The sequence below is a fragment of the Kitasatospora papulosa genome, assembly GCF_000717245.1.
In the GTDB taxonomy this organism is placed as follows: Bacteria; Actinomycetota; Actinomycetes; order Streptomycetales; family Streptomycetaceae; genus Streptomyces; species Streptomyces papulosus.
The window spans coordinates 162,845-185,553 of the sequence record NZ_JNYQ01000008.1; the positions used below are offsets into that span (position 1 = coordinate 162,845).

At 71.8% G+C, this 22,709-nt stretch carries 22 protein-coding genes; 13 read left to right on the forward strand and 9 right to left on the reverse strand.

Features of this window, described 5'->3' with window-relative positions:
- The first annotated feature begins 87 nt into the window (after positions 1–87).
- The 3 genes from IA22_RS0122015 (at position 88) to IA22_RS0122025 (ending at position 3,450) form a co-directional block, all read left to right on the forward strand.
- Positions 88–2,103 carry an NADPH-dependent 2,4-dienoyl-CoA reductase gene (locus tag IA22_RS0122015; protein WP_014152659.1) on the forward strand — a complete coding sequence of 672 codons (2,016 nt, stop codon included), beginning with the start codon at positions 88–90 and terminating at the stop codon, positions 2,101–2,103.
- Between the two features lie 33 nt (positions 2,104–2,136).
- Positions 2,137–2,676 (forward strand): PadR family transcriptional regulator, encoded by a 540-nt coding sequence (locus IA22_RS0122020; protein ID WP_015579766.1) that lies wholly within the window; start codon positions 2,137–2,139, stop codon positions 2,674–2,676.
- A 216-nt stretch (positions 2,677–2,892) separates the two neighbouring features.
- Positions 2,893–3,450 carry a BLIP family protein gene (locus IA22_RS0122025; RefSeq protein WP_240798492.1) on the forward strand — a complete coding sequence of 186 codons (558 nt, stop codon included), beginning with the start codon at positions 2,893–2,895 and terminating at the stop codon, positions 3,448–3,450.
- A gap of 28 nt (positions 3,451–3,478) precedes the next feature.
- On the opposite strand, the gene IA22_RS0122030 is transcribed toward IA22_RS0122025, so the two are convergent.
- On the reverse strand, positions 3,479–4,483 hold the full coding sequence (locus IA22_RS0122030; protein ID WP_030124600.1) for a DMT family protein: 1,005 nt from the start codon (positions 4,481–4,483) through the stop codon (positions 3,479–3,481).
- The gene (locus IA22_RS0122035; RefSeq protein WP_014152663.1) at positions 4,480–5,289 is read right to left on the reverse strand and encodes a phosphatase PAP2 family protein; all 810 of its coding nucleotides are present in this window, start codon (positions 5,287–5,289) and stop codon (positions 4,480–4,482) included. Before IA22_RS0122035 ends, IA22_RS0122030 begins: the two co-directional genes overlap by 4 nt.
- A gap of 165 nt (positions 5,290–5,454) precedes the next feature.
- On the opposite strand from IA22_RS0122035, the gene IA22_RS0122040 reads away from it, so the two are divergent.
- From IA22_RS0122040 to IA22_RS0122065, 6 genes are all read left to right on the forward strand, one after another.
- Positions 5,455–6,099: a TetR/AcrR family transcriptional regulator gene (locus IA22_RS0122040; protein WP_014152664.1), complete on the forward strand. Its 645-nt coding sequence runs from the start codon at positions 5,455–5,457 to the stop codon at positions 6,097–6,099.
- A 211-nt stretch (positions 6,100–6,310) separates the two neighbouring features.
- Complete coding sequence (locus tag IA22_RS0122045) at positions 6,311–7,324, forward strand: SPFH domain-containing protein (RefSeq protein WP_015579762.1); 1,014 nt, start codon at positions 6,311–6,313, stop codon at positions 7,322–7,324.
- Positions 7,321–8,220, forward strand: a complete 900-nt coding sequence (locus IA22_RS0122050) for a diacylglycerol kinase catalytic domain-containing protein (RefSeq protein WP_014152666.1) — start codon at positions 7,321–7,323, stop codon at positions 8,218–8,220. The genes IA22_RS0122045 and IA22_RS0122050 overlap by 4 nt, the downstream gene beginning before the upstream one ends.
- A 64-nt stretch (positions 8,221–8,284) precedes the next feature.
- Positions 8,285–8,788 (forward strand): nucleotide triphosphate diphosphatase NUDT15, encoded by a 504-nt coding sequence (locus IA22_RS0122055; protein WP_030124601.1) that lies wholly within the window; start codon positions 8,285–8,287, stop codon positions 8,786–8,788.
- 50 nt (positions 8,789–8,838) lie between these two features.
- A complete protein-coding gene (locus tag IA22_RS0122060; protein ID WP_014152668.1) occupies positions 8,839–9,333 on the forward strand; it encodes an FBP domain-containing protein in 495 nt (164 codons plus the stop codon).
- Between the two features lie 71 nt (positions 9,334–9,404).
- A complete protein-coding gene (locus IA22_RS0122065) occupies positions 9,405–9,812 on the forward strand; it encodes an SHOCT domain-containing protein (RefSeq protein WP_015579759.1) in 408 nt (135 codons plus the stop codon).
- A gap of 61 nt (positions 9,813–9,873) precedes the next feature.
- On the opposite strand, the gene IA22_RS0122070 is transcribed toward IA22_RS0122065, so the two are convergent.
- On the reverse strand, positions 9,874–10,572 hold the full coding sequence (locus tag IA22_RS0122070) for a GntR family transcriptional regulator (protein WP_078468450.1): 699 nt from the start codon (positions 10,570–10,572) through the stop codon (positions 9,874–9,876).
- A gap of 177 nt (positions 10,573–10,749) precedes the next feature.
- On the opposite strand from IA22_RS0122070, the gene IA22_RS0122075 reads away from it, so the two are divergent.
- The 4 genes from IA22_RS0122075 to IA22_RS0122090 all read left to right on the forward strand — a co-directional run bounded on the left by IA22_RS0122075 (position 10,750) and on the right by IA22_RS0122090 (position 14,927).
- Complete coding sequence (locus IA22_RS0122075) at positions 10,750–11,775, forward strand: amidohydrolase family protein (RefSeq protein WP_030124602.1); 1,026 nt, start codon at positions 10,750–10,752, stop codon at positions 11,773–11,775.
- 28 nt (positions 11,776–11,803) lie between these two features.
- Positions 11,804–12,487, forward strand: coding sequence for a 4-carboxy-4-hydroxy-2-oxoadipate aldolase/oxaloacetate decarboxylase (ligK, locus tag IA22_RS0122080; protein ID WP_014152672.1), 684 nt, complete (start codon positions 11,804–11,806; stop codon positions 12,485–12,487).
- A gap of 117 nt (positions 12,488–12,604) precedes the next feature.
- The gene (locus IA22_RS0122085; protein ID WP_030124603.1) at positions 12,605–13,525 is read left to right on the forward strand and encodes an amidohydrolase family protein; all 921 of its coding nucleotides are present in this window, start codon (positions 12,605–12,607) and stop codon (positions 13,523–13,525) included.
- A gap of 43 nt (positions 13,526–13,568) precedes the next feature.
- Positions 13,569–14,927 carry an MFS transporter gene (locus tag IA22_RS0122090; protein ID WP_030124604.1) on the forward strand — a complete coding sequence of 453 codons (1,359 nt, stop codon included), beginning with the start codon at positions 13,569–13,571 and terminating at the stop codon, positions 14,925–14,927.
- Between the two features lie 87 nt (positions 14,928–15,014).
- Here IA22_RS0122090 and IA22_RS0122095 read toward each other — a convergent pair whose 3' ends face one another.
- From IA22_RS0122095 to IA22_RS0122120, 6 genes are all read right to left on the reverse strand, one after another.
- Positions 15,015–17,045 (reverse strand): CocE/NonD family hydrolase, encoded by a 2,031-nt coding sequence (locus IA22_RS0122095; protein WP_030124605.1) that lies wholly within the window; start codon positions 17,043–17,045, stop codon positions 15,015–15,017.
- A gap of 38 nt (positions 17,046–17,083) precedes the next feature.
- Positions 17,084–18,394: an ATP-grasp domain-containing protein gene (locus IA22_RS0122100; protein ID WP_015579753.1), complete on the reverse strand. Its 1,311-nt coding sequence runs from the start codon at positions 18,392–18,394 to the stop codon at positions 17,084–17,086.
- Positions 18,395–18,515: 121 nt separating this feature from the next.
- A complete protein-coding gene (locus IA22_RS0122105) occupies positions 18,516–19,142 on the reverse strand; it encodes an alpha-ketoglutarate-dependent dioxygenase AlkB (protein WP_015579752.1) in 627 nt (208 codons plus the stop codon).
- A gap of 39 nt (positions 19,143–19,181) precedes the next feature.
- A complete protein-coding gene (locus IA22_RS0122110) occupies positions 19,182–19,958 on the reverse strand; it encodes a phosphatase PAP2 family protein (protein WP_030124606.1) in 777 nt (258 codons plus the stop codon).
- Positions 19,959–20,912, reverse strand: coding sequence for a YihY/virulence factor BrkB family protein (locus tag IA22_RS0122115; RefSeq protein ID WP_030124607.1), 954 nt, complete (start codon positions 20,910–20,912; stop codon positions 19,959–19,961).
- Position 20,913: 1 nt separating this feature from the next.
- Entirely contained in the window at positions 20,914–22,668 is a 1,755-nt protein-coding gene (locus tag IA22_RS0122120) for a bifunctional phosphatase PAP2/diacylglycerol kinase family protein (RefSeq protein WP_030124608.1), read from the reverse strand.
- Positions 22,669–22,709: the final 41 nt, after the last annotated feature.

Here is a 22,709-nt window from a genome sequence, read left to right on the forward strand (position 1 = left end):
TGCGACGTACGTCATTGTGCAACTTGTTGCATAAGGGCTTCCGGGTGGTCTACAACTGGCTCGACGACACCTGCTAGGAGACCCCGGATGAGCCCCTACCCCACCCTGTTGAGCCCGCTCGACCTCGGATTCACCACGCTCCCGAACCGGGTACTGATGGGGTCGATGCACATCGGCCTGGAAGAGGTCGAGCACGGTTTCGAGCGGATGGCCGCCTTCTACGCGGCGCGCGCCCGCGGCGGGGTGGGCCTCATGGTCACCGGGGGGATCGCGCCCAGCGAGCGGGCGTGCTCCTTCCCCGGCGGCGCCAGGATGACCACCGAGGCGGAGGCGGAGCAGCACCGCGAGGTCACGGCCGCCGTCCACGCGGCGGGAGGCCGGATCGCGATGCAGATCCTGCACTTCGGGCGCTACGCCCACCACCCGGACCTGGTGGCGCCGAGCGCGCTGAAGGCCCCGATCAGCGGCTTCACGCCGCACGCCCTGACCGACGACGAGGTCGAGGAGACCGTCGAGGACTTCGTCAGGGCGGCGGAGCTGGCCCGGAGCGCGGGTTACGACGGTGTCGAGATCATGGGGTCGGAGGGCTATCTGATCAACGAGTTCATCGTCGCCGCGACCAATCACCGCGAGGACCGCTGGGGCGGCTCGTACGAGAACCGCATCCGCTTCCCCGTCGAGATCGTGCGCCGCGTCCGCGAGCGCGTCGGCCCCGACTTCATCCTGATCTACCGGCTGTCCATGCTGGACCTGGTACCCGGCGGATCCACCCTGGAGGAGGTCGTCCAGCTCGCCCGTGAGGTGGAGGCGGCCGGAGCGACCATCATCAACACCGGTATCGGGTGGCACGAGGCGCGCATCCCGACCATCGCGACGTCCGTGCCGCGTGGCGCCTTCACCTGGGTGACGGAGAGGGTGCGGGGCGCGGTGTCCGTGCCGCTGGTGACCAGCAACCGCATCAACACCCCCGAACTGGCCGAGGAGGTCCTCGCATCGGGGCGGGCGGACATGGTGTCGATGGCGAGGCCGTTCCTCGCCGACCCCGATTTCGTCGCCAAGGCGGCCGAGGGGCGGGCCGACGCGATCAACACCTGCATCGGCTGCAACCAGGCCTGCCTGGACCACATCTTCAGTCTGCAGATCACCTCCTGCCTGGTGAATCCGCGCGCCTGTCACGAGACGGAACTGGTGCTCGCGCCGACCCGTCTGCGTAAGCGCGTCGCCGTGGTCGGCGCGGGCCCGGCGGGACTGGCGTGCGCGGTCACGGCCTCCGAGCGGGGGCACGCGGTGACCCTGTTCGACGCGGCCGACGAGATCGGCGGCCAGCTGAACGTCGCGCGCCGGGTCCCCGGCAAGGAGGAGTTCGACGAGACCCTGCGCTACTTCCGTACCCGGCTCGCCGAGGAGGGCGTGGAGCTCCGGCTCGGCGCCCGGGCCGGATCCGCCGACCTCGACGGCTTCGACGAGGTCGTCCTGGCCACCGGGGTCGAGCCCCGCACCCCCGCCATCCCCGGCGTCGGGCACCCCAGCGTGGTCAGCTATCTGGACGTCCTTCGGGACGGAGCCGAGGTCGGTGACCGGGTGGCGGTCGTCGGGGCCGGCGGGATCGGCTTCGACGTCGCGGAGTTCCTGACGGACGGCGGCGACGGGGCGAGCCTGGACCCGGAGGTCTTCTTCCGGCAGTGGGGTGTGGACACCGGCTACGCGGACCGGGGCGGGCTGCGGGCCCCGGAGCGCCCGAAGCCGGGGCGCACGGTGCATCTGATCCAGCGCAAGGCCACCAAGGTCGGGGCGGGGCTGGGAAAGACCACCGGGTGGATCCACCGCACCGAGCTGCGCCACCGCGGTGTGACGATGATCGCGGGGGCGTCCTACGACCTGATCGACGACGAGGGCCTGCACCTCACCGTCGACGGCGAGCAGCACCTTCTACCGGTCGACACCGTGGTGCTGTGCGCGGGTCAGGAGCCGCGGCGCGAGCTGTACGAGGAGCTGCGCGCGGCGGGACGCCCGGTGCACCTGATCGGGGGCGCCGACGTGGCCGCCGAACTGGACGCCAAGCGTGCGATCCGCCAGGGTACGGAGCTCGCCGCGGAGCTGTGAGGGGCCGGTCCCGCTGTCTCTAGGATGCGGTCCATGTCCCTTCCGCACGCGATCCTCACCGCCCTGCTCGAGAAGCCGTCGTCCGGTCTCGAACTGACGCGCAGGTTCGACCGGTCGATCGGCTATTTCTGGCCGTCCACGCACCAGCAGATCTACCGCGAGCTGGGGAAGCTGGAGAAGGCCGGCCACATCCGGGTCCTGCCGGCGGCGCAGCCGGCGCGCGGACAGCGCAAGGAGTACGAGGTGCTGCCCGCGGGCCGTGAGGAGCTCATGGCCTGGGTGTCGCTCGCCGAGGATCCCCGGCCCGTACGTGATCCGCTGCTGCTGCGGATGCGGGCGGCCGCCGTGGTCGGCTCCGCGGGGCTCGCCGGGGAACTGCGCAGGCACCTGGCGCTGCACAGGGCGCAGCTGGCGGAGTACCTGGAGATCGAGGAGCGGGACTTCCCGCCGGAGCGGACCTCCGACGAGGACCGGCTGCGCCGTCTGGTGCTGCGCGGGGGCATCGACCTGGAGACGTTCTGGACGGGCTGGCTGACCAGGGCGATCGACGACCTGGACGGTCCGGGCTCGTAGCGAGCGTTCGCCGCCCCGTCTCGTGGTCGGCCTGGGCGGGTTCCGGCCATGAGACGGGGCGGAGAGCGGCGGACCATAGCGTCGCGCTCCGTGGCGGGACGCCATGCTCCGGCCCCGGTCCCGCCCGCGCCCGCGGGGTCGGCCGCACCGCGTGACCCCGCCCACCGGGGTTCCGGCGGCCCGGGTGTGCGGGGCCAGGACGGAAGGACACGTGTGGTGAAGGCACGGATTGCGCGTACGGGTATCTCTCTCGTCGCGGCCGCCGCGGCGGTCGTCGCGACGACCTCGTCCGCACAGGCGAATTCGGGCTTTTCGGCCGAGAAGTACGAGCAGATCCAGTTCGGGATGACCTTCGACGAGGTCTGGGAGATCGGTGGGGGTGAGGCGGCGTGCGACACCGGGGGTGTGATCGGCGACTCGATCCTCTGCTTCACCGAGTCGGGCGACTACGCCCCCTACGGCGGCTTCTCCTTCACGGACGAGGGCGAGCTCTGGAGCAAGCGCAACGAGTACCTGTACAAGGCGAAGACCCCGTCCGTGAAACTGTCGCACTACAACAGGACGGCCCTGGGCATGACCGAGGCCCAGCTCTGGGCCGCCGTCCCGAAGGACTCCTGCGTGTCCCAGGGCGAGAGCTACCCGAACTGGCCCGCGAAGACCGGCTTCGAGGAGAAGTACTACTGTGCGGCCGCCACCGGCCTGTTCCCGCCGTCCGCCAGCTTCCACCTCACCGACGGCGTCCTGACGTACCGCTACCAGCGCAGCCTGACCTGACGGGCTGACGCCGGGTACGGCACCGCCGTCAGCCCGCCGCCGTCTTCTCCCGTGCGACGGCCCGGCCCACCGGGAATCCGCCCGGAGGGCCGGCGGGCGCGGCGCGCGGTGCCGGGGCCTCGGGCGCGTGCGGGACCGACGGGGCGGGGCCGGAGGCGACGACACGTGACGGGCGGCCCGCCGGGACCGGCGCGGGAACGGCGGACGGGCCGCCCGCCTGCGCACGGCTGAGCAGGAGTACGCCCTGCCCCGCTGCCGCTGCGCCGATGAGCGCCGGGACCAGACCCAGTACCCCGCCCTGGAGGCGTTCACCGAGCAGGATCAGGCCGATCACGGCGGCGGCGACCGGGTTGGCGAGGGTGACCACGGCCAGTGGGGCGCCCAGCCCGCCCCGGTAGGCGGTCTGGGAGAGCATCAGCCCGCCCAGGGCGAAGAACGAGACGAGCACCGCGACGGTGACGAGCCGCCAGCTCAGCAGCGGGCCCGAGTGGTCGGTCGCGGCGACCGTGAGGGTCTGGGTCAGGGCGGACGCCACCCCGGACGTGATGCCCGACGCCGCGGCGTGCCGGAGGCCTGGCCGGGTGCCCGGACGGCCCAGGACGGCGACGAGCGCCATGGTGACGGCGCCGACTCCCAGGGCCTCGGGGAGGCTCAGGGTGTCGCGCGGCGAGGTACCGCCCGCGGCCAGGAGCAGGGCTCCGAGGCCGATGAGCGTGAGGAGCGTGCCGCGCCATTCCGTACGGCTGACCCGGCGGCCCGCGGACCGCGCGCCGAGCGGGACGGCGGCGACGAGCGTGAGTGCGCCGAGGGGCTGGACCAGGGTGAGCGGACCGTACTTGAGCGCGGCGACGTGCAGCAGCGCGCCGCCCGCGTTCAGGCCGACCGCGGACCACCAGGCTCCCCGGCCGAGCAGGCGCAGCACTCCGGCGGAGGGGTCGGTCCGGCCGGCGAGCCGGGCCTGCGCCACCGCGGCGGCCGCGTAGGCGCCGGCGGAGACGAGGGAGAGGGCGACGGCCGCGAGCGTGGCGTTCATCGCTGCGCTCCTGACCGCGCGTAGGCGGGGGACGCGTAGTTCCGGGCGGGGGCGGCCGGCCACGGGAGGTGGGCGCGCACGGGGGTGCGGGGCAGCCGGAGCGCCGCGTAGGCGACGGCGAGCAGGGCACCGACCACGATCGCGTCGAGCCAGTAGTGGTTGGCGGTGCCGACCACGACGAGCAGGGTGAGCAGCGGATGCAGCAGCCACAGCAGGCGCCACCGCGAGCGGGTGGCGACGATCAGCCCCACGGCGACCGCCATGGCCCAGCCGACGTGCAGCGAGGGCATGGCCGCGAACTGGTTGGCCATCGAGTCGGTCGCGGGGGTGTCCCCGTACACGGTGGGTCCGTAGACCTGCCCGGTGTCGACGAGGCCGGCCGCGCGGAGCATCCGCGGCGGGGCGAGCGGGAAGAGCAGGTGCAGGGCGAGCGCGGCGCCGGTGAGCGCGGCCAGGACCCGCCGTGACCAGACGTAGTGGCGCGGGCGGCGCCAGTACAGCCAGACCAGGAAGGCGAGTGTGGCCGGGAAGTGCACGGTCGCGTAGTAGGTGTTCGCCGCCTGCACGAGCGTATGGCTGTGGAGCAGGACACCCTGCACGGCTCCCTCGCCGGGGAGTCCCACGGCCCGCTCGAAGCTCCACACGTGTCCGGCGTTGTGGAAGGCCTCCTCGACGTGGCCGTTGGCGGCCTGCCGGCCGAGCTTGTAGACGAGGAAGAGTCCGGCTACCAGAAGCAGCTCGCGGACGAGGGGCGGTCGGGCTGAGGTGTCCGGCTCCCGCTCCGCAGGCTCGCTGCGGGTGTGCATCACCCGTGCCCCTTTACTGACGGTGCGCTGTTACGACGTCGGCATGGCCATTCCATGCCGTATCGATACGCCAGTGTACCGATACGGAGGCGTATCGGTACACGCGCGTATCGGTACACTGGCGTACCGAGGGTCCCCAGCCGCACAGCCGCAGAGAGGGAAGAGATGCCGTCGCCCGGTTCAGCCCAGGAGTCCGCACCCGCGTCACGCCGGTCGAAGATCACACCGGAGCGGGCGCAGGAGCTCTACACCGCCGTGCTGGACCTGCTACGGGAGAGCGGTTACGACTCACTGACGATGGAGGGCGTCGCCTCCCGCACCCGGTGCGGGAAGTCCACCCTCTACCGCCAGTGGGGCTCCAAGCCGGAGCTGGTCGTCGCGGCGCTGCACGGCACCCGCAGGACCCTGTTCTCCGACATCGACACCGGCAGCCTGAGCGGCGACCTGCGCGAGGCGGCCCGCGTCGTGGACGCGGCCTCGGGCCAGGACACCGCGCTGATGCACGCGCTCAGCCACGCGGCGCTGCAGAATCCCGACCTGCTCTGCGCGATGCGCTCGACCCTGATCGCACCCGCCATCACCGCGATCGACGCGATGGTCGAACGCGCCGTGCGACGCGGCGAGATCGCGGCGGACAACCCCGCGGCGGAGTACGTGGCCGCCCAGGTGCTCGGCATCATGCGCGCCCGGCCCCTCCTGGAGGGCCGGTACGCGGACGACGCCTTCCTGGCCCGCTTCATCGAGTGCGCGGTGCTCCCCGCACTCGGACTCCCCGTCCCCCCGCCCGCCCCCGGGGTGAGCGGGACCTGATGAACGTGGCCCGTCGCCCGAGCGGATGACGACGGACCACCCGCGCGCCGCACCGTGGGGACGGGGACGGCGCACGACCGGCCGGCCGGTGGACTCCTCGGAGTCCACCGGCCGGCCGCTTCGGTTCCGGCCCCCCTCCCCTTCTCGTCCTCTTGACGATATACGGCGGGTTCTTTTATCGTCTCCATGACGAGAAAGAGGGGGTCCTGACATGGCCGACATCACCCGGCGCTTCGGCTGGCGGCACCTGCGCTCCGCGCCCACCGCCCACATCCGCCACCACAAGCGCGGCAGGCTCACCCACGACGGCCCCGGCCTGAGCTTCTGGTACCGCTCGCTCTCCGCGGCGCTCTCCGAGGTCCCCGTCGACGACCGGGAGCTGGCGATGGCGTTCCACGCGCGTACGGCCGACTTCCAGGACGTCACCGTGCAGGCCACCGTCACCTACCGGGTCAGCGACCCCGCCGTGGCCGCCGCCCGGCTCGACTTCTCGGTGGACCCGGACACCGGGGTGTGGCGCGGGACGCCGCTGGAGCAGATCGCCACCCTGCTCACCGAGACCGCGCAGCAGCACACCCTGGACGTCCTGGCCCGCACCCCTCTCGCGGCCGCACTGGTGGACGGGGTCGCCGCCGTACGGGAACGGGTCGCCGCCGGACTCTCGGCCGAGCCCCGGCTGCCGGACACCGGCATCGACGTCGTCGCCGTGCGCGTGGTCGCCATCCGCCCCGAGGCCGAGGTGGAGCGCGCCCTGCGCACCCCGGCCAGGGAACAGATCCAGCAGGAGGCCGACCGGTCGGTGTACGAACGCCGGGCGGTCGCGGTCGAGCGCGAGCGGACCATCGCCGAGAACGAGCTCGCCAGCAAGATCGAGCTCGCGCGCCGCGAGGAGCAGCTGGTCGATCAGCGCGGCACGAACGCCCGCAGGGAGGCCGAGGAGAAGTCGGCCGCCGACGGGGTGCGTTCGGCCGCCGAGGCCGCCCGCACCGTGCGGCTGGCCCGCGCGGAGGCGGAGGCCGCCCGCGAGGTCGGGGCGGCACGCGCCGAGGCGCAGTCGGCCTGGCTGCGGGCGCACGCGGACGTCGACCCCGCCACGCTCCACGCGCTGGCCGCGACGCGGCTGGCCGAGAACCTGCCCCGCATCGACAGCCTGACCCTCTCCCCCGACGTCCTGACGGGGCTGCTGGCGCGGCTCGGCAGGCCGGAGCCGGAGGCGCGGGCGTGAGTCTGGCCCCGCGTGCGGTGCTGGTGCACCGCACGACCGAGTACGAGGAGCTCCTGGCACGGCACGGGACCCACGGACAGGCCGCGTTCGTGCTGGCGGGGCGCGGCCGGTCCATCGACGAGGTGGCCGAGCGCCACCGCCGCAACGAACAGGCGCTCGCGGAGGTGGCCGCCGCGGTGCCGTTGCGGTGGCGCCGCAGCCGGGTGGAGCGGGCCGACCTCGACCGCTTCCTGTTCGGTCCCGAGGACGTGGTCGTCGTGGTCGGGCAGGACGGACTGGTCGCGAACGCGGCGAAGTACCTCTCCGGCCAGCCGGTGGTGGGCGTCGACACGGACCCGGGCCGCAATCCGGGTGTCCTCGTACGGCACCGGGCCCGTGACACGGCGGCGCTCTGCCGGGCCGCCGTCTCGCCCGGGGCGCGGGTGGACGCCCTCACGATGACCGAGGCGGTCGCCGACGACACGCAGCGCCTGCTCGCCCTGAACGAGATCTACCTGGGGTCGCCCGGCCACCAGACCGCCCGCTACCGCATCGACACCCGCGGCGGACCGCCCTCGGGCGAGTCCCAGGCGTCCTCGGGCGTGCTGGTCGGTACGGGTACCGGCTCCACCGGCTGGCTGCGCTCCCTCTGGCTGGAGCGCGGCAGCCCGCTGCCGCTACCGGCCCCCTCGGACCGCCGACTGGTCTGGTTCGTGCGCGAGGCCTGGCCCTCGCCGGCCACCGGTACCTCGATGACCGTGGGTGAGCTGGGACTCAGGGACGGCCTGAGGCTCACGGTCGAATCGGACCGGATGGTGGTGTTCGGCGACGGGATGGAGTCCGACGCGCTGGAGTTGACGTGGGGTCAGTCGATTCGCCTGGGCGTCTCGGACACCACGCTCAATCTGGTGGCGTGAGCGCCGTGTGACGATGGCGGGGTCCGCACGACCCGATGTCCGACCAGCCGGGAGCAGAGCAGCGATGACAGCCGATCCCATGGGCGCCCTGCCCCGGAACACCCGCCCGCCGGCCGCCCAGGCCTCGCTCGGGGTGGGTGTCGTCGTGCAGGACGGGCAAGGCAGGATCCTGCTCGGCAGGCACCACGGCGGCACCTGGGAGCTGCCCGGAGGCAAGGTCGACCCGACGCACGAGTCGGTCGCGGCGGCCGCCGCGCGCGAGCTGCGCGAGGAGACGGGCCTGCGGGTGGCGGCGGACGACGTGACCGTGTTCGCGATGGTCCACGACGTGGTGGCGGGTATCAACCGGATCAGCATGGCCGCGCTGGTGCAGGTGGACACCGCGGTCCCCCGGGTCACCGAACCGGAGCTCATCAGGACATGGCGGTGGATCGCGCCCGAGGAGCTGCCGCGGCCCCTGTTCGACCCGTCCGCCCAGATCCTGGCGGTCTGGCGGCCGGATCTCGCGATCGAGCATCCCGCCGCACACCATCTGCCCATCGCCCATGCGCCCCAGGCTCTCCCCTAGAGCGAATAAATATTTGCCTAGGGGTCATAGGCAGAGTTAGCGTCGATGCCATGAGAGCCGTCAGCGAGCAGGACATCCGCGCGTCGTTCGTCAACTGTTCCAAGGGGGAGGCGAAGCGACTGCCCCTCCCCCGCGATCTCGACGAGCGCCGCTGGGAGGATCTGGACTTCCTGGGCTGGCGCGACCTCTCGGCGCCGGACAGGAGCTACATCGTCACCGAGCTGCGCGGCGAGCTGACCGGCATCACGCTGCGTTTCCCGTCCCAGCAGCGCGGCTTCCTGCACCGCAGCATGTGCTCGGTCTGCCTGACCACGCACCCGGGCAGTGGCGTGTCACTGATGACGGCCAGGAAGCGCGGGCAGGCGGGCAGGGACGGCAACTCGGTCGGCATCTACCTCTGCACCGACCTCGACTGCTCCCTGTACGTACGCGGCAGGAAGAGCCCGGCACCCGGCGGACGCTTCGAGGAGTCGCTGACCGTCGAGCAGCAGATCGAACGGACCAGGGGCAAGCTCACCGCGTTCCTGGACCTGCTCGCCGCCTGAGACGCCGGAAATGCGGCACGGCAGGGGCGGACGTAGAAAGAAGGGACCATCCGTGCGATCGGAGTAGACCCATGGACGACTATCCGCTCCTGAACCTCTTCCTGACCATGATGTACGTGTTCCTCTGGGTGCTGTGGTTCTTCCTGCTCTTCAAGGTGGTCACGGACGTCTTCCAGGACCACTCGCTGGGCGGATGGGCCAAGGCGGCCTGGGTGATCTTCGTGATCGTCCTGCCCTACGTGGGCGTGTTCGTCTATCTGATCGCCCGCGGCAAGGGCATGGGGCGGCGCGAGGCCGAGCAGGCGCGGGAGCGCGAGGCGGCCTTCAAGCAGTACGTGAAGCAGGCCGCCCGCGACGAGGGGGGCACGGACACCGGCACCGGCCACGTGTCCGACCTCGCCAAGCTCGCCGACCTCAAGGACAGGGGCCACCTCAGCCAGGAGGAGTACGAGAAGGCCAAGCAGAAGCTGCTCGTCTGAATCGCCGGCGGATCGCCCGCCCGGGTCGTCACCCGGGCGGGCGATCCGCCGCGAGCGCCGGTCAGCCCGGACGGACCGGTGCCGGGGTGTCCCTCAGCGCCTCCACGACGCTGTCCACGTGCGCCCGGGCCGCCGCCTCCGCCGCGTCGGGGTCTCCCGCGACGACCGCGTCGATGATCGCGAGGTGCTGCGGCAGCGACTGCGCCGGGCGGCCGGGGCGCAGAGCCAGGCGGAACTGGTAGCGCACCATCTGGCCGTTCATCCGGTCGAGCAGGGCCTGGGCCACCTTCTGCCCGCTGACCTCGCCGACGCGTTCGTGCAGCCGGCGGTTGAGCACGGAGTAGGCGTCGGGGTCACCGTCCGCCACGGCCCGGCGCATGTCGGCGCCGATGTCCTGGAGCTCCCGGCGGACGGTGTCCGAGGCGTACTCCGCCGCACGCCGGGCACACAGGCCTTCCAGCAGGGCCCTGCACTCGGTGATCTGGACCGCCTCCTCGACGGAGATCACGCGCACCCGCGCCCCGCGGCGGGGAATCAGCTCCACCAGCCCCTCGGCGGCGAGGTCCTGCAGCGCCTCGCGCACCGAGCTCCGGGTCACCCCGAAGACCTCGGACAGCTCCTGCTCGACCAGACGCTGCCCGGGGACCATGTCGCCCGCCGCGAGCGCCTCCTTGATACCGCCGGCGACCGCACTGCGGCCCGCCCGGCCGGTGGCCTGATTCGACGTCACCCCTCCGCCTTCCGTCTTCCATCGGGACATCCTCGCCGCCGCACCGATCCGGCCGCAGCATGATCGATGATGCCTGAAACTTTCTCGTCAGGCATATTGTCAACAATTTCATCGACGGTTACGGTGGCGTGGCAGCAGCCCGGGCGAGTGGACCGAGAATGCCTCGCTCCGGCCACGTACGCGCAGGAACGTCGAACAGGAACAGCGATGATCATCGACTGCCACGGCCACTACACGACGGCCCCTCCCGCTCTGGAGGCCTGGCGGAACCAGCAGATCGCAGGCCTCCAGGACCCGTCGGCCGCACCTCGGAGGGCCGACCTGAGGATCAGCGACGACGAACTGCGCGAGAGCGTCGAGTCGAACCAGCTGCGGCTGATGGACGAGCGCGGCATCGACATGACGGTCTTCTCGCCCCGGGCGTCCTTCATGGCCCATCACGTCGGTGATGTCGCGGCGTCCTCCGCGTGGGCGGCCCTCTGCAACGAGCTGTGCTTCCGCGTCAGCCGTCTCTACCCGGAACGCTTCGTCCCCGCCGCCATGCTCCCGCAATCGCCGGGCGTCGACCCCGCGACGTGCGTACCGGAGCTGACCAGGTGCGTCGAGGAGTACGGCGCGGTCGCGCTCAACCTGAACCCGGACCCCTCCGGGGGCCACTGGACCGCGCCGCCCCTCACCGACCGCTCCTGGTATCCCCTCTACGAGAAGATGGCCGAGTACGACGTACCGGCGATGGTGCACGTCAGCACCAGTGTCAATCCCGCGTTCCACACGACGGGCGCGCACTACCTCAACGCCGACACCACGGCGTTCATGCAGCTGGTACAGGGCGACCTGTTCAGGGACTTCCCCACGCTCCGCCTGGTCATCCCGCACGGCGGCGGCGCCGTCCCCTACCACTGGGGCAGGTTCCGCGGCCTGGCGACGGCACTCGGGAAGCCGCCGCTGGAGGAACACGTCCTGGGCAACGTCTTCTTCGACACGTGCGTCTACCACCAGCCCGGCTCGGACCTCCTGTTCGACGTCGTCCCGACCCGGAACATCCTGTTCGCCTCGGAGATGATCGGCGCCGTCCGCGACGTCGACCCGCGCACGGGCCACCACTTCGACGACACGCGCCGCTACGTCGAGGCGGCCGGGCTGTCCCCCGAGGAACTGGCCGGCGTACAGGAGCACAACGCGCGCGCCGTGTACCCGCGCCTCGACGCCCTGCTGAAGCGCCAGGGCCGCTGAAACCCCACCGAAGGAAGCGAGCACAGCCATGTACGAACTGGGAGTGGTCCACCGCACGGTGCGACGCCCGGATCCCGCGGACGTCGAGGCCCTGAAGCCCTTCGGTGTCAGCACCGTCCACGAGGCGATGGGCCGCACCGGGCTGATGCGCCCCTACATCCGTCCCGTATACCCGGGAGCCGAGCTCCGCGGCACCGCGGTCACCGTGCTGCTGCAGCCGGGGGACAACTGGATGCTGCACGTGGCGGTGGAGCAGCTGCAACCGGGGGACGTCCTCGTCGCGGCGTGCACGACGGAATGCGAGGACGGGTTCTTCGGTGAGCTGCTCGCCACGTCGGTCCGGGCACGGGGCGGTGCGGGCCTGGTCATCGACGGCGGATGCCGTGACGTCGGCGAGCTGCGGGAGATGGACTTCCCCGTGTTCAGCCGTGCCGTCAACTCCAAGGGGACCGTCAAGGCGACCCTCGGCTCGGTGAACGTACCCGTCGTGTGCGCCAACGCGCCGGTGAACCCGGGTGATGTGGTGGTGGCGGACGTGGACGGTGTGGTCGTGGTCCCGGCCGGCCGGGTCGCGGAGGTCGCCGACGCGTCCCGGCGCAGGGAGGACAACGAGGAGAGCAAGCGCCGCCGCCTCGCCGCGGGCGAGCTCGGCCTCGACATGTACGGCATGCGTGAACCGCTCGAGGCGGCGGGGCTTCGTTACGTCGACTGACCGACGGCGCGGGGGCGGCGGGCGGGCCCGCCTCGTCCGCGTCCGGCGGACCCGTGCACCGGCACGTCGGGCATCCTCCCCGGCGATGCCCTCCACCAGGACATCCGAGGAGACTTCATGAGCGTGCCCTCCCCCAGGACCCCGGGCTGGCTGGACTGGTACCGGGATCCGTCCGTGCCGGCGTTCCGGCTCCCGGCCGGCACCGTCGACACCCACTGCCACGTGTTCGGGCCGCAGGCGCAGTTCCCGTTCGCCCCGGAACGCAAGTACACCCCGTGCGACGCCGGGAAGGACGAACTCGCCGCTCTGCACGCCCGTCTGGGCGTCAGCCGCGCCGTCGTCGTCCAGGCCACCTGCCACGGAGCGGACAACACCGCCCTGACCGACGCGGTCCGCGCGGCCGGTGACCGGGCACGGGGGATCGCGACCGTCCGGCCCGACGTCTCCGGAGCCGAGCTGCGCGCGCTGGACGCGGCGGGCGTGCGCGGGGTGCGCTTCAACTTCCTCCGCCGGCTGGTCGACACCTCACCGAAGGAGGACCTGACGACGATCGCCGCGAAGATCGCCCCGTTGGGCTGGCACATCGTGCTCTACTTCGAGAGCGCCGATCTCCCCGAGCTGGAGGGCTTCTTCGGCTCCCTCCCCACCCCGCTCGTGGTGGACCACATGGGCCGGCCCGATGTCACCCAGCCCGTGGACGGCCCGCAGTTCACCCGCTTCCTCCGCTTCGTCGACACGAACGACGTCTGGGTCAAGGTGACCTGTCCCGAGCGCCTCAGCGTGACCGGACCCGCCGCGCTCCACGGCGAACGGAACGCCTACACCGACGTCGTCCCCTTCGGCAGGCGCGTGGTCGAGGAGTTCGGCGACCGGGTCCTGTGGGGCACCGACTGGCCGCATCCCAATCTCACCGGCCACATGCCCGACGACGGGCTCCTGGTCGACCACGTGCCGCACATCGCGGTCACCCCCGAGCAGCAGCGCAGGCTCCTCGTCGACAACCCCATGAAGCTGTACTGGCCCGGCGAAGGCGTCTGACTCCCTCCCCACCCGCACCCGCACTCCGACAGGGACCGTCCCCATGCAGCACGCCAATGCGGCGAACCGGCTGGACCGGCTGCCGATCTCCCGCTTCCACAAGACCACCCTGCTGGCCGTCGCCTTCGCCTACTTCTTCGAGTTCGCGGACATCAACAGCTTCGCGACGACGGCCCCGAAGCTCATCGACCTCTGGGGAGTGACGGTCGACCAGGTCGCCTACGTCACCTCGCTGTCGTTCGTCGGCATGTTCCTCGGTTCCATCGCGGCGGGCGCGGTCGCCGACCGGTGGGGCCGCAAGAAGACCCTGCTGCGCACCACCCTGTTCTTCGGTTTCTTCTCGTTCGTCTCGGTCTTCTCGTGGGACGTCTTCTCGCTCGGCGTCTTCCGGGTGCTCACCTCGGCGGGGCTGTCGGCGATGACGGTCGTGGCGGTCATCTACGTCAACGAGATGTACCCGGCCGCCGTACGCGGCAAGTACCAGGCGTACGCCATGGTCATCGGCATCTGCGGCACCCCGGCCACCAACCTCGTGGCCAGTCTCGTCGTCCCGCTCAGCGACTGGTCCTGGCGACTGGTGTACCTGTGGGGTGCGCTGGGCGTCCTGCTCGTGCTGTTCTCCAAGCACCTCAGGGAGTCGCCCCGCTGGCACGAGAGCAGGGGCGACCACGCCGCCGCCGACGCGGTCCTGCGGGAGATCGAGGCCTCGGTGAGCGCGGAGAAGGGCCCGCTCGCCGAGCCGGCGGCGCCCGTCGAGGAGCCCCCGGCCGTCAAGGCGCCGCTGCGCCTGCTGCTGCGGAAGAGGTACCTCGCCCCGACGCTCCTGCTGACGGTCCTGTGGGTGACCCAGACGATCGGCTTCTTCGGCTATTCGAGCTTCGCCCCCACCCTGCTCGCCAAGGAGGGCTTCAGCGTCGAGAAGTCCGTCTTCTACATCGCTCTCACCACGGTCGGCGCCCCCCTCGGCTCCTTCCTGGCCTCGCTGGTCACCGACCGGTTCGAACGCAAGTGGTGCCTGGTCGCCTTCGGAACGGTCATCGCGCTGTGCGGTCTCCTGTACGGGCTGACCTTCGACCCGGTCCTGATCGTCGTCTTCGGCTTCCTGGTGAACCTCTTCGAGCGCGGCTACACCGCCCTCGCGTACGCCTACTCCCCCGAGCTCTTCGACACGAGGAGCCGCTCCCTGGGCACGGGCATCACCTACGGGATCGGCCGTCTGTCGAACGCCGCCGGTCCGCTGATCATCGCGTCGCTCTACAACCGCACCGGCTACCAGAGCGTGTTCTACTTCATCGCCGGTGTCTGGATGGTGGGCGCCGTGGCCCTGGCCGTCTTCGGCCCCCGCACCCGGCCGCGCCGTCCGGCGGTGCGGAAGCTGAAGGCCGTCACGTCCGCTTCGTGAGCCTGGAGGGGCCCACCGCTCGGAGCGGTGGGCCCCTTCAGGCTGTCGTTCGTGGCGTTCCGGCGGCCGGAACGGGCGGAAGGTGCGTCAGACGTCCTTCCGGGGGACCTCCTCGTTCCAGGTGCGCGAGAAGACCCTGCGCCCGTCCTCGTACCCGTCGAGCGTCGCGTCCACGCGGAAGACCTCACTGTCCGACGTCAGCACCGTGCGCGTCTCCACCCGGACGTCCCAGCCGGGGCGGCGGAAGCGCATCTCCCACGCCGACTCGCCGCGCACCGAACCGAAGTCCTCGCCGACCCAGCTGTACTGCTCGCACGCCCTCAGCCCGGTCTCGATGCCGTTGTCCTCGTGCCGCTGGAGGCCGCGGTCCTTGACGATGTCGAGGACCGACCGGTAGTCGACCAGGTCCCTGGAGACGGTCCAGGCCTGTTCGGGCTCGCTCAGCCGTGTGACGGCCGGCGGTGCGCAGCCCTCGGGCTCGCCGAAGGGAGGCAGTGCCTTGTCCTCCGGTACGTCGTCCGGGCGGACCGGCAGGGTGAGGCTGCTGCCCTTCTCGTACACGCTGAGCAGCGCGGGTTCGGGGGCCGGCCACACCAGGGGCCAGTACGAGGTGGACAGGGAGAGCCTGATGCGGTGTCCGGGCGGGAACGCCTGCGCGACGCTGTGGAGCGGTACGCGCACCCGGTAGCGCCTGCCCGGTTCCAGTGCCTCCGGGGTCTCCTGCCCGTCGCGGTGGGTGAGGTTGAGCACTCCGTAGGTCACCCGCGTCGAGCGCCCGTCCGGCGCTACGTCGGACAGCCTGACGTTCAGCTGCGCGACCGGGGCGTCCGCGGAGACCTCCGCGACGACGACGGGGGCGCCGAGGATCTCGACACGGGTGCCGAGCGGCTCGGTCTGGAAGACGAGCGAGCCGCCGTCCTCCTCGCGCTGGTCGTAGGGCAGGTCCGGCGGGGCGTTGTACGAGGCCCACTTGCCGGCGAACTGGCCGACGGACAGCGGCGACCGGACCGTGTGGACCCGGTCCTCGCGGTCCTCGGCGTCGTCCGGCTCCCCGAGGGCGCCGTCGCGCAGGGGGAGGACGCTCTCGCCGACGTTCGGCGAGGGCCAGGACGGTTCCCCGATCCAGCGGCCGGGCCGCTCCTCGTAGGAGGTGGACGGCGGGACGCTCTCCTGCATCCAGGTCCGGAGCATGGGCCCGTCCATGACGCCGTTGTCGACGCCCTTGAGCCAGTGGTCCCACCAGCGCACGACTTCCTGGAGGTATCCGATGGCGGGGCCGGGCTCACCGAGGTGCGGGAGCTTGTGCGACCAGGGGCCGATCAGCCCCTTCCGCGGCACGTCGACCCGGCTCAGCAGGCGGGTCACGGCGTTGGAGTAGCCGTCCGCCCAGCCGCTGGAGGCGAGAACCGGGCAGCGCAGCGCGGAGTAGTCCTCGCTGAGGCTCGCATGGCGCCAGTAGTCGTCCCGGTGCTGGTGGCGCAGCCACTCCAGTACCCAGGGGCGTGCCGCGTCGAGGCGTTCCCGCCACATCTCCCGCCAGCGTTCGCCGACCACGGCCGGATCGGGCGGGCACGTGGCGTAGGCGAACATGGTCCCGGCCTCGGCGAGGTTGTCCGAGAGCATCGCGCCGCCGAGGTAGTGCATGTCGTCGGCGTACCGGTCGTCGGTGAACGACGCGATGCAGATGGCGCGCAGGCTCGGCGGCCGGCGCGCGGCGGTCTGGAGCGCGGCGAAGGCGCCCCAGGAGATGCCCATCATCCCGGTGTTCCCGTCGCACCAGCGCTGCTCCGCGATCCAGGCCAGTACGGCTTCCGCGTCGCGTTGCTCCTGTTCGAGGTACTCGTCCAGCAGCACGCCCTCGGACTCGCCCGTCCCCCGCAGGTCGACGCGCACGCAGGCGTATCCGTGGCCCGCGACGTACGGGTGGTGGATGGCGTCGCGCGTGGCGGTGAGGTCGTTCTTGCGGTAGGGGATGTACTCCAGGACGGCGGGGACGGGCTCCGCGTCCGAGGCGGTGGGCCGCCAGATCCGTGCGGAGAGCTTGACCCCGTCCTCCATGGGGATCGTGACGTGCTTCTCTTCCTGGACCGCGCAGGGCAGCTGGTCGACGTGGCGCATCCTGTGCGACCTCCTTTCGTGGTGCGGGTGCTGACGGCTCACCGGGTCGTGGTGTCGTGGCCTCCCGGTTCGGTCTCGTCGAAGGTGAGCCCGAGGGCAGCCACGGACCGGTCGAACTTGCGGCGAAGGTCGTCCTCGTCGTCGCCGCCGGTGAAGATGTGCGCCACCTCGTAGCTGTAGCTGTCCTGCTGGGAGACCGTGGAGAGCTTCTGGCCCTCCTCGGGCACGACGTCGATGCGGACCCCGGGTATCTCGCGTTCGATCGCGGCGATCCGTTCCGGGGTGGGCACCCCGTGCACCTTCCCGTCGCCGAACCAGCGGTAGTACCACTTGGCGGCGACGGCGTAGCGCCCCTTGCCGCCGGTCAGTTCCGGGTCGCGGCCCAGGGCGAGGCTGATCATGCGGTGGTGGTTGGGCGCGCCGTCGACGTAGTCGAAGAGTTCGGCGTGCGACTGCGAGTGCCGGGGGTTGATCTCCAGGAGGCGGATGTCCTGTGTCCCGGGGTCGTAGAAGTACTCGATGCTGAAGGTGGCCGATTCCATGCCGATCTGCCGCATGGTCCGTTCGCTGACGTCGTGGAGCTTGCGGATCACGGGCGCGGGGAGGCTGCTCGGATACTGGTGGCGCAGGAAGCAGGGGGAGCCCGGGTAGTTGATCGAGTCGAGCACGCCGTAGACGGTCGCCCTGCCCTGGTGGACGTATCCCTCGACGGCCACCTGGATGCCGGTCATGGCCTCCTCGGCCAGGCAGACCTGGCCGCCCACCCCCTCCATCTCGGGCGGGAGTTCCAGCAGTTCGAGCACGGAGTCGAAGGGCCTTCCCACGCGGCCGATACCTGCCTTGATCTGTTCGACGGCGGCCCGGAACTCCTTCATGTCGGAGACTCCGAACGCCAGCTCGGACGAGTAGGCGAGGGCCGGTTTGAGCCACATGGGGAAGGCCACACCTTCTGGCGGCTTCGGATCGTCCGCGTCCAGGTCCACGCGGCCGAAGCGCGGGTACTCGTCGATGACCTTCCGCTGTTCGAGGCGGCTCCAGTACTTGTGCTCGCACTTGACGACGGATTCAAGGCTGGTGGTCCGCACCCCGTACTCCTCGCCGAGCATCGGGACGAGGGTGCTCACCGGGAAGTCCCAGTACCCGACGATCGCGTCGATGCTGCCGTCGTGCGCGTCGAGGACGGCCCGGGCGCGGTCCATCAGAGCGGGCACGGACACCTCGCCCTCCTGCAACTCCTCCAGGCCGAGGAGCCGGTGGAACCGGTAGGAGTCCGCGTCCGGGACCGCTTCCAGGGTCGGGAGGTTCGCGTCGTCGAGGCCGACGACGAACAGGTTCTTGCGCTGCTGCATGGGCGAAGTCCCTTCGTGGAGTGGGAATGTGCTCCTGCACTCCACAGCGCGTGCCCTCACCGGCGCCCGGCATGCGGCCCCTTCCGGACAGCGGTGTCCGGGTCCGCTTCCCTCCTCCGCTTCAGCGCACCCCGCGTGGGCGGTACTGGACGCTGATCCTCGGCCCCCTGGCCTGGGCGGTCTTGGGAACGGCGTGCTGCCAGGTGCGCTGGCACGACCCGCCCATGACGATCAGGTCGCCGTGGCCGAGCGGCCGGCGCACGGTCGCGCCGCCACGGCACGGGCGCAGGAGCAGATCACGGGGTGCGCCGAGGGAGAGGATCGCGACCATCGTGTCCTGGTGCGAGCTCCGGCCGGTCAGGTCTCCGTGCCAGGCGACGCTGTCGCGCCCGTCGCGGTAGTAGCAGAGCCCGGCCGTGGTGAAGGGCTCGCCCAGTTCGTCGCCGTAGTGGCGCGACAGCGCGTCGCGGGCCTCGTCGAGCACGGGGCTGGGCAGGTCGTCGTCGGCCCGGTAGAAGGCGAGCAGCCGGGGGACGTCGACCGTGCGGTCGTACATCTGGCGTCGCTCGGCCCGCCAGGGCACCCCTTCCGCGAGTACGGAGAAGAGCTCGTCGGCGCCGCTCAGCCAGCCCGGCAGCAGGTCGATCCACGCCCCGTCGCCGAGCACCGTCCTGCGCAGGCCGGTGAGACGGCCGAGGTGCGGGCGGTCGGCCTGGTCGAACAGCGAACCCTGGAGATGAACGGACATGCCGACGAGTCTACCCACTCGTTAGAACAAACGTTCCCCTCAGGGGTTCGGCCCGGTCGCCTCGGGATCGTCACCGCTCAGTTCCGGTTCCAGGCCCTCGGCCACGTCGGCGTGGCCGAGGCCCGCGTCCGCGCGCCACGCCTCGAAGGACCAGCCGGTCAGCGCGACCACGGCCAGTCCGAGGGTCCAGCCTCCGGCCACGTCGCTGAACCAGTGGACGCCGAGCGCGACGCGGGTGAACCCCACACCCAGCACCGAGACGATCGCCACGGCCCAGAGGAGGGGGCGCAAGCCCCGCCGCACCAGCGGTAGCAGGACGAGCAGCAGGATCGCGAACGAGGTCGTGGCTGTCATCGCGTGGCCGGAGGGGAAGGAGAAGCCGGGGGCGTGGGCGACCGGATCCGGCAGGGCCGGCCTCGCCCGTTCGACCACGGTCTTCGCCAGAAGCCCGATCAGCCCTCCGGCCACGGCGGTGACGGCCGACCAGGCGGCCAGACGCCAGGCACGGCGGTACACCAGCCACAGGGTGAGCACGGCGACCGCCGCGCGCAGGGTCACGGGGTCCCAGACCACGTCGGAGAAGAAGCGCAGGGTGCCGGTCCAGGCCGGATGGTCGAGAGCGGTCCGGTTCAGCCACCGGGCGGCGCCGGCGTCCAGACGCCGCAGCGGATGCCATCCGCTCTCCACCAGGACGAGGACCAGTCCGAAGAGTACGGCGGCGACCGCGGCGGCGGCCGCGGATCCGAACAGCCGGATCCCGAATCTGCGGTCGGCGTCCCGGCGTCGCAGGGCCGGGGCAGCGGGTCGTGCGGACATTCAGGCTCCTGGGTCGGGTTGTACGGGGCCGGGCCGCTTGGCCCGTACCGCCTCCAGCTGGGCGGCGAAGGAGAGGCCGAGGAAGAGGGCGATGGAGGTCAGGTAGGCCCAGAGCAGCAGGGACATGAAGGCCGTGAGCGGCCCGTACACGGTGTCGAAGGAACCACTGACCTCCAGATAGAGGCTGAGCAGCCAGGTCAGCGTGGTCCAGAGCACCAGGTACACGGCGGCGCCGAAGGCGAGCCAGGTGTAGCCCGGCTGCCGGCGGCGCGGGGACCGGCGGAAGATGGCGCTCGCCGACAGGATGACGAGCAGCACGCCCGCGGGCCAGCGCACCATGTCCCAGGCGGACCGGGCGCCGACACCGAGGTCGTACACGTCGACGACGGCGGCCACCAGGTCACCTCCGGCCACCATCGCGACGAAGCCGATGCCGAGAGGGATGCCCGCGGTCAACGACATCACCAGCCCCCGGAGGTACTTCCGGTGGAAGACCCGGTCGCGCTCGACACCGTAGATGCGGTTGGCCCCACGCTCGATCTGGCACATCGCCGTGGTGGTGTTGGTCAGGGAGAACACCAGCCCGAACCACAGGGCCAGCTGGGCGCCGTCGTCGGCCCTCCGCCTGCTGCGGTCCAGGGCGTCCTCGACCACTTCGGCGCTGGGCCCCGCCGTGATCCGCTGGATCGTCAGTTCCGCCACCCTGCCGAGGTTCTCGGTGTGCAGGGCCGTCGACAGCCCGACGAAGGCGATGACCAGCGGTACGACGGCGAGGACGGTCTGGAGGGCGAGTGCCCGGGAGTGGCTGAAGCCGTCGGCGTAGCGGAAGCGGACGAAGGAGTCGCGCAGCAGCGGCCAGCGGCCGTAACGGCGCAGAGTGACCAGTGCCTCGTCGCCGGAGAGTTCGCTGCCGATCATGTCGCGGGTCTGCGGGACCCTGGTGGCGGTGCCCATGTCACTCTCCCCCCGTGGGCATGAGGACCGTCAGCGCGCCGGGTCTGACCTCGGCGACGAGACGCCGGCCCGGAGTCACGGGGTCGCCGTCCAGCTCACGCTGCTGCGGCGTCTCGAAGCGGATCTCGGCGCGGCGGAAGGTGAAGTACTCGACGGCGCGATGGGTGCCGGCGTGGTCGTTCTCCCCCGTCGGCCGGGGGCGCACCACGGACGCCACGGCGCTCAGCCAGCCGGCCGGTCCGCGCGGGTCGAGGATCATCAGGTCGAGCAGGCCGTCGTCGGGGCGCGCCGCCGGGACCAGCGCGGCACCGCCCTGCACCTTCCCCGTGTTGGCGACGAGCACCATCCGGGCGGTACGCCGCAGGGGCCGCGCCCCGTCGATGCCCACCGTCAGCCGCATCCGGGGAGCACGCAGCTCCCGCAGGCCGGCCATGACGTAGGCGGGCCAGCCGAGGACCGCCTTGGCGCGGTCGCTGGTGCTCTCCAGCATCGCCGCGTCGAGCCCGGCCCCGGACATCACCGTGAAGTGCGCGGCCTCCATGCCGTCGCCCTCGACCCGTCCGAGGTCGATGCGGTGCGGGGTGCCGCCGAGGGCCCCTGCCAGGGCATCCGCGGGTTTCACGGGCAGGCCCAGGTTCCGCGCGAGGAGGTTTCCGGTGCCGCAGGGCACCACGGCGAGCGGGACGCCCGTCCCGGCCAGCGCGTCGGCGGCGGCGCGGATCGTCCCGTCCCCTCCGCAGACCACGACGAGCGACGCACCGTCGCGCACCGCTCGCGCCGTCTGGCCCTCGCCCGGGTCGTCGGCCGTGGTCGGCACGAAGTCCGCTCCGGGGCGGCCGTGGTCCTCGAGGACCCTCCTCAGCCGTGCGCGCTCCGCCTCGTCGGTGACGGTGGGGTTGTAGACGACGGTGGTGGGGCCGGTCTCCGTAGCGGCCGGGAGGCCGGCGGCCGGGGTGTCGACGGCGGGCGCGGCGGCCGGCACGTGCGGTCCGGCCAGCAGGGCGCGGCCGACGATCAGCAGGGACAGCCCGCCGTTCAGCAGTCCTCCCGCGACGTCCGTCGGATGGTGCATCCCCCGGTACGCCCGGGCGAGGCCCACCAGGAGGGGCACGAGGAACAGCAGCACCGCGACGGGCTTGCGCCACGGTCCCCTGACCCGGTGCAGGACCAGCACCGCGAGGCCCGCGTAGAGCGCGGTCGCGGCCCCCGTGTGTCCGGAGGTGTAGCTGGAGGTGGGGGGCGAGGCGTCGAGGCGTTCGACGTCGGGCCGGGTGCGGTCCACCGCCTCGGTGATGACCAGGAAGACCAGGGACTGGAGTGAGACGGCGACCGCCAGGAAGAGCGCGTCACGCCATCGGGGAAGCCTCGGGACCAGCAGCAGGAGAAGACAGGTGAGGAGGGTTCCGACGACGACCGTGACGGTGTTGCCCGCCTCGGACACCACGAGGGACACCGTGTCGAGGGTTCCCGTGCGGGCCCGTTCCAGGGCTTCGTTGACCTCGTCCTCCGAGGTGAGCGGCCACACCCGGGCGCCGGGCCCGGTGATCAGGAGCCCGAGCCCCACCATCAGGGCGGCCTGGCAGACCGCCGTCGAGGCGATGATCCCGACCGCCCGGCTCATGCCCCCGGCGGTCTCCGGAGCGCGGGCCGGGCGCTCCGCGACGCCGTGCGGGCGCTCCGGGCCGGCCGGCGCCGGCAACGGCCGCGACCGCCCGGCGGCGAGGACTGCGGGTCTTTCAGGTATGTCGGTCGGCATGGCGTTCCCGTCGCTGCTGTGTGTCCCCTCGGGCCACGAGG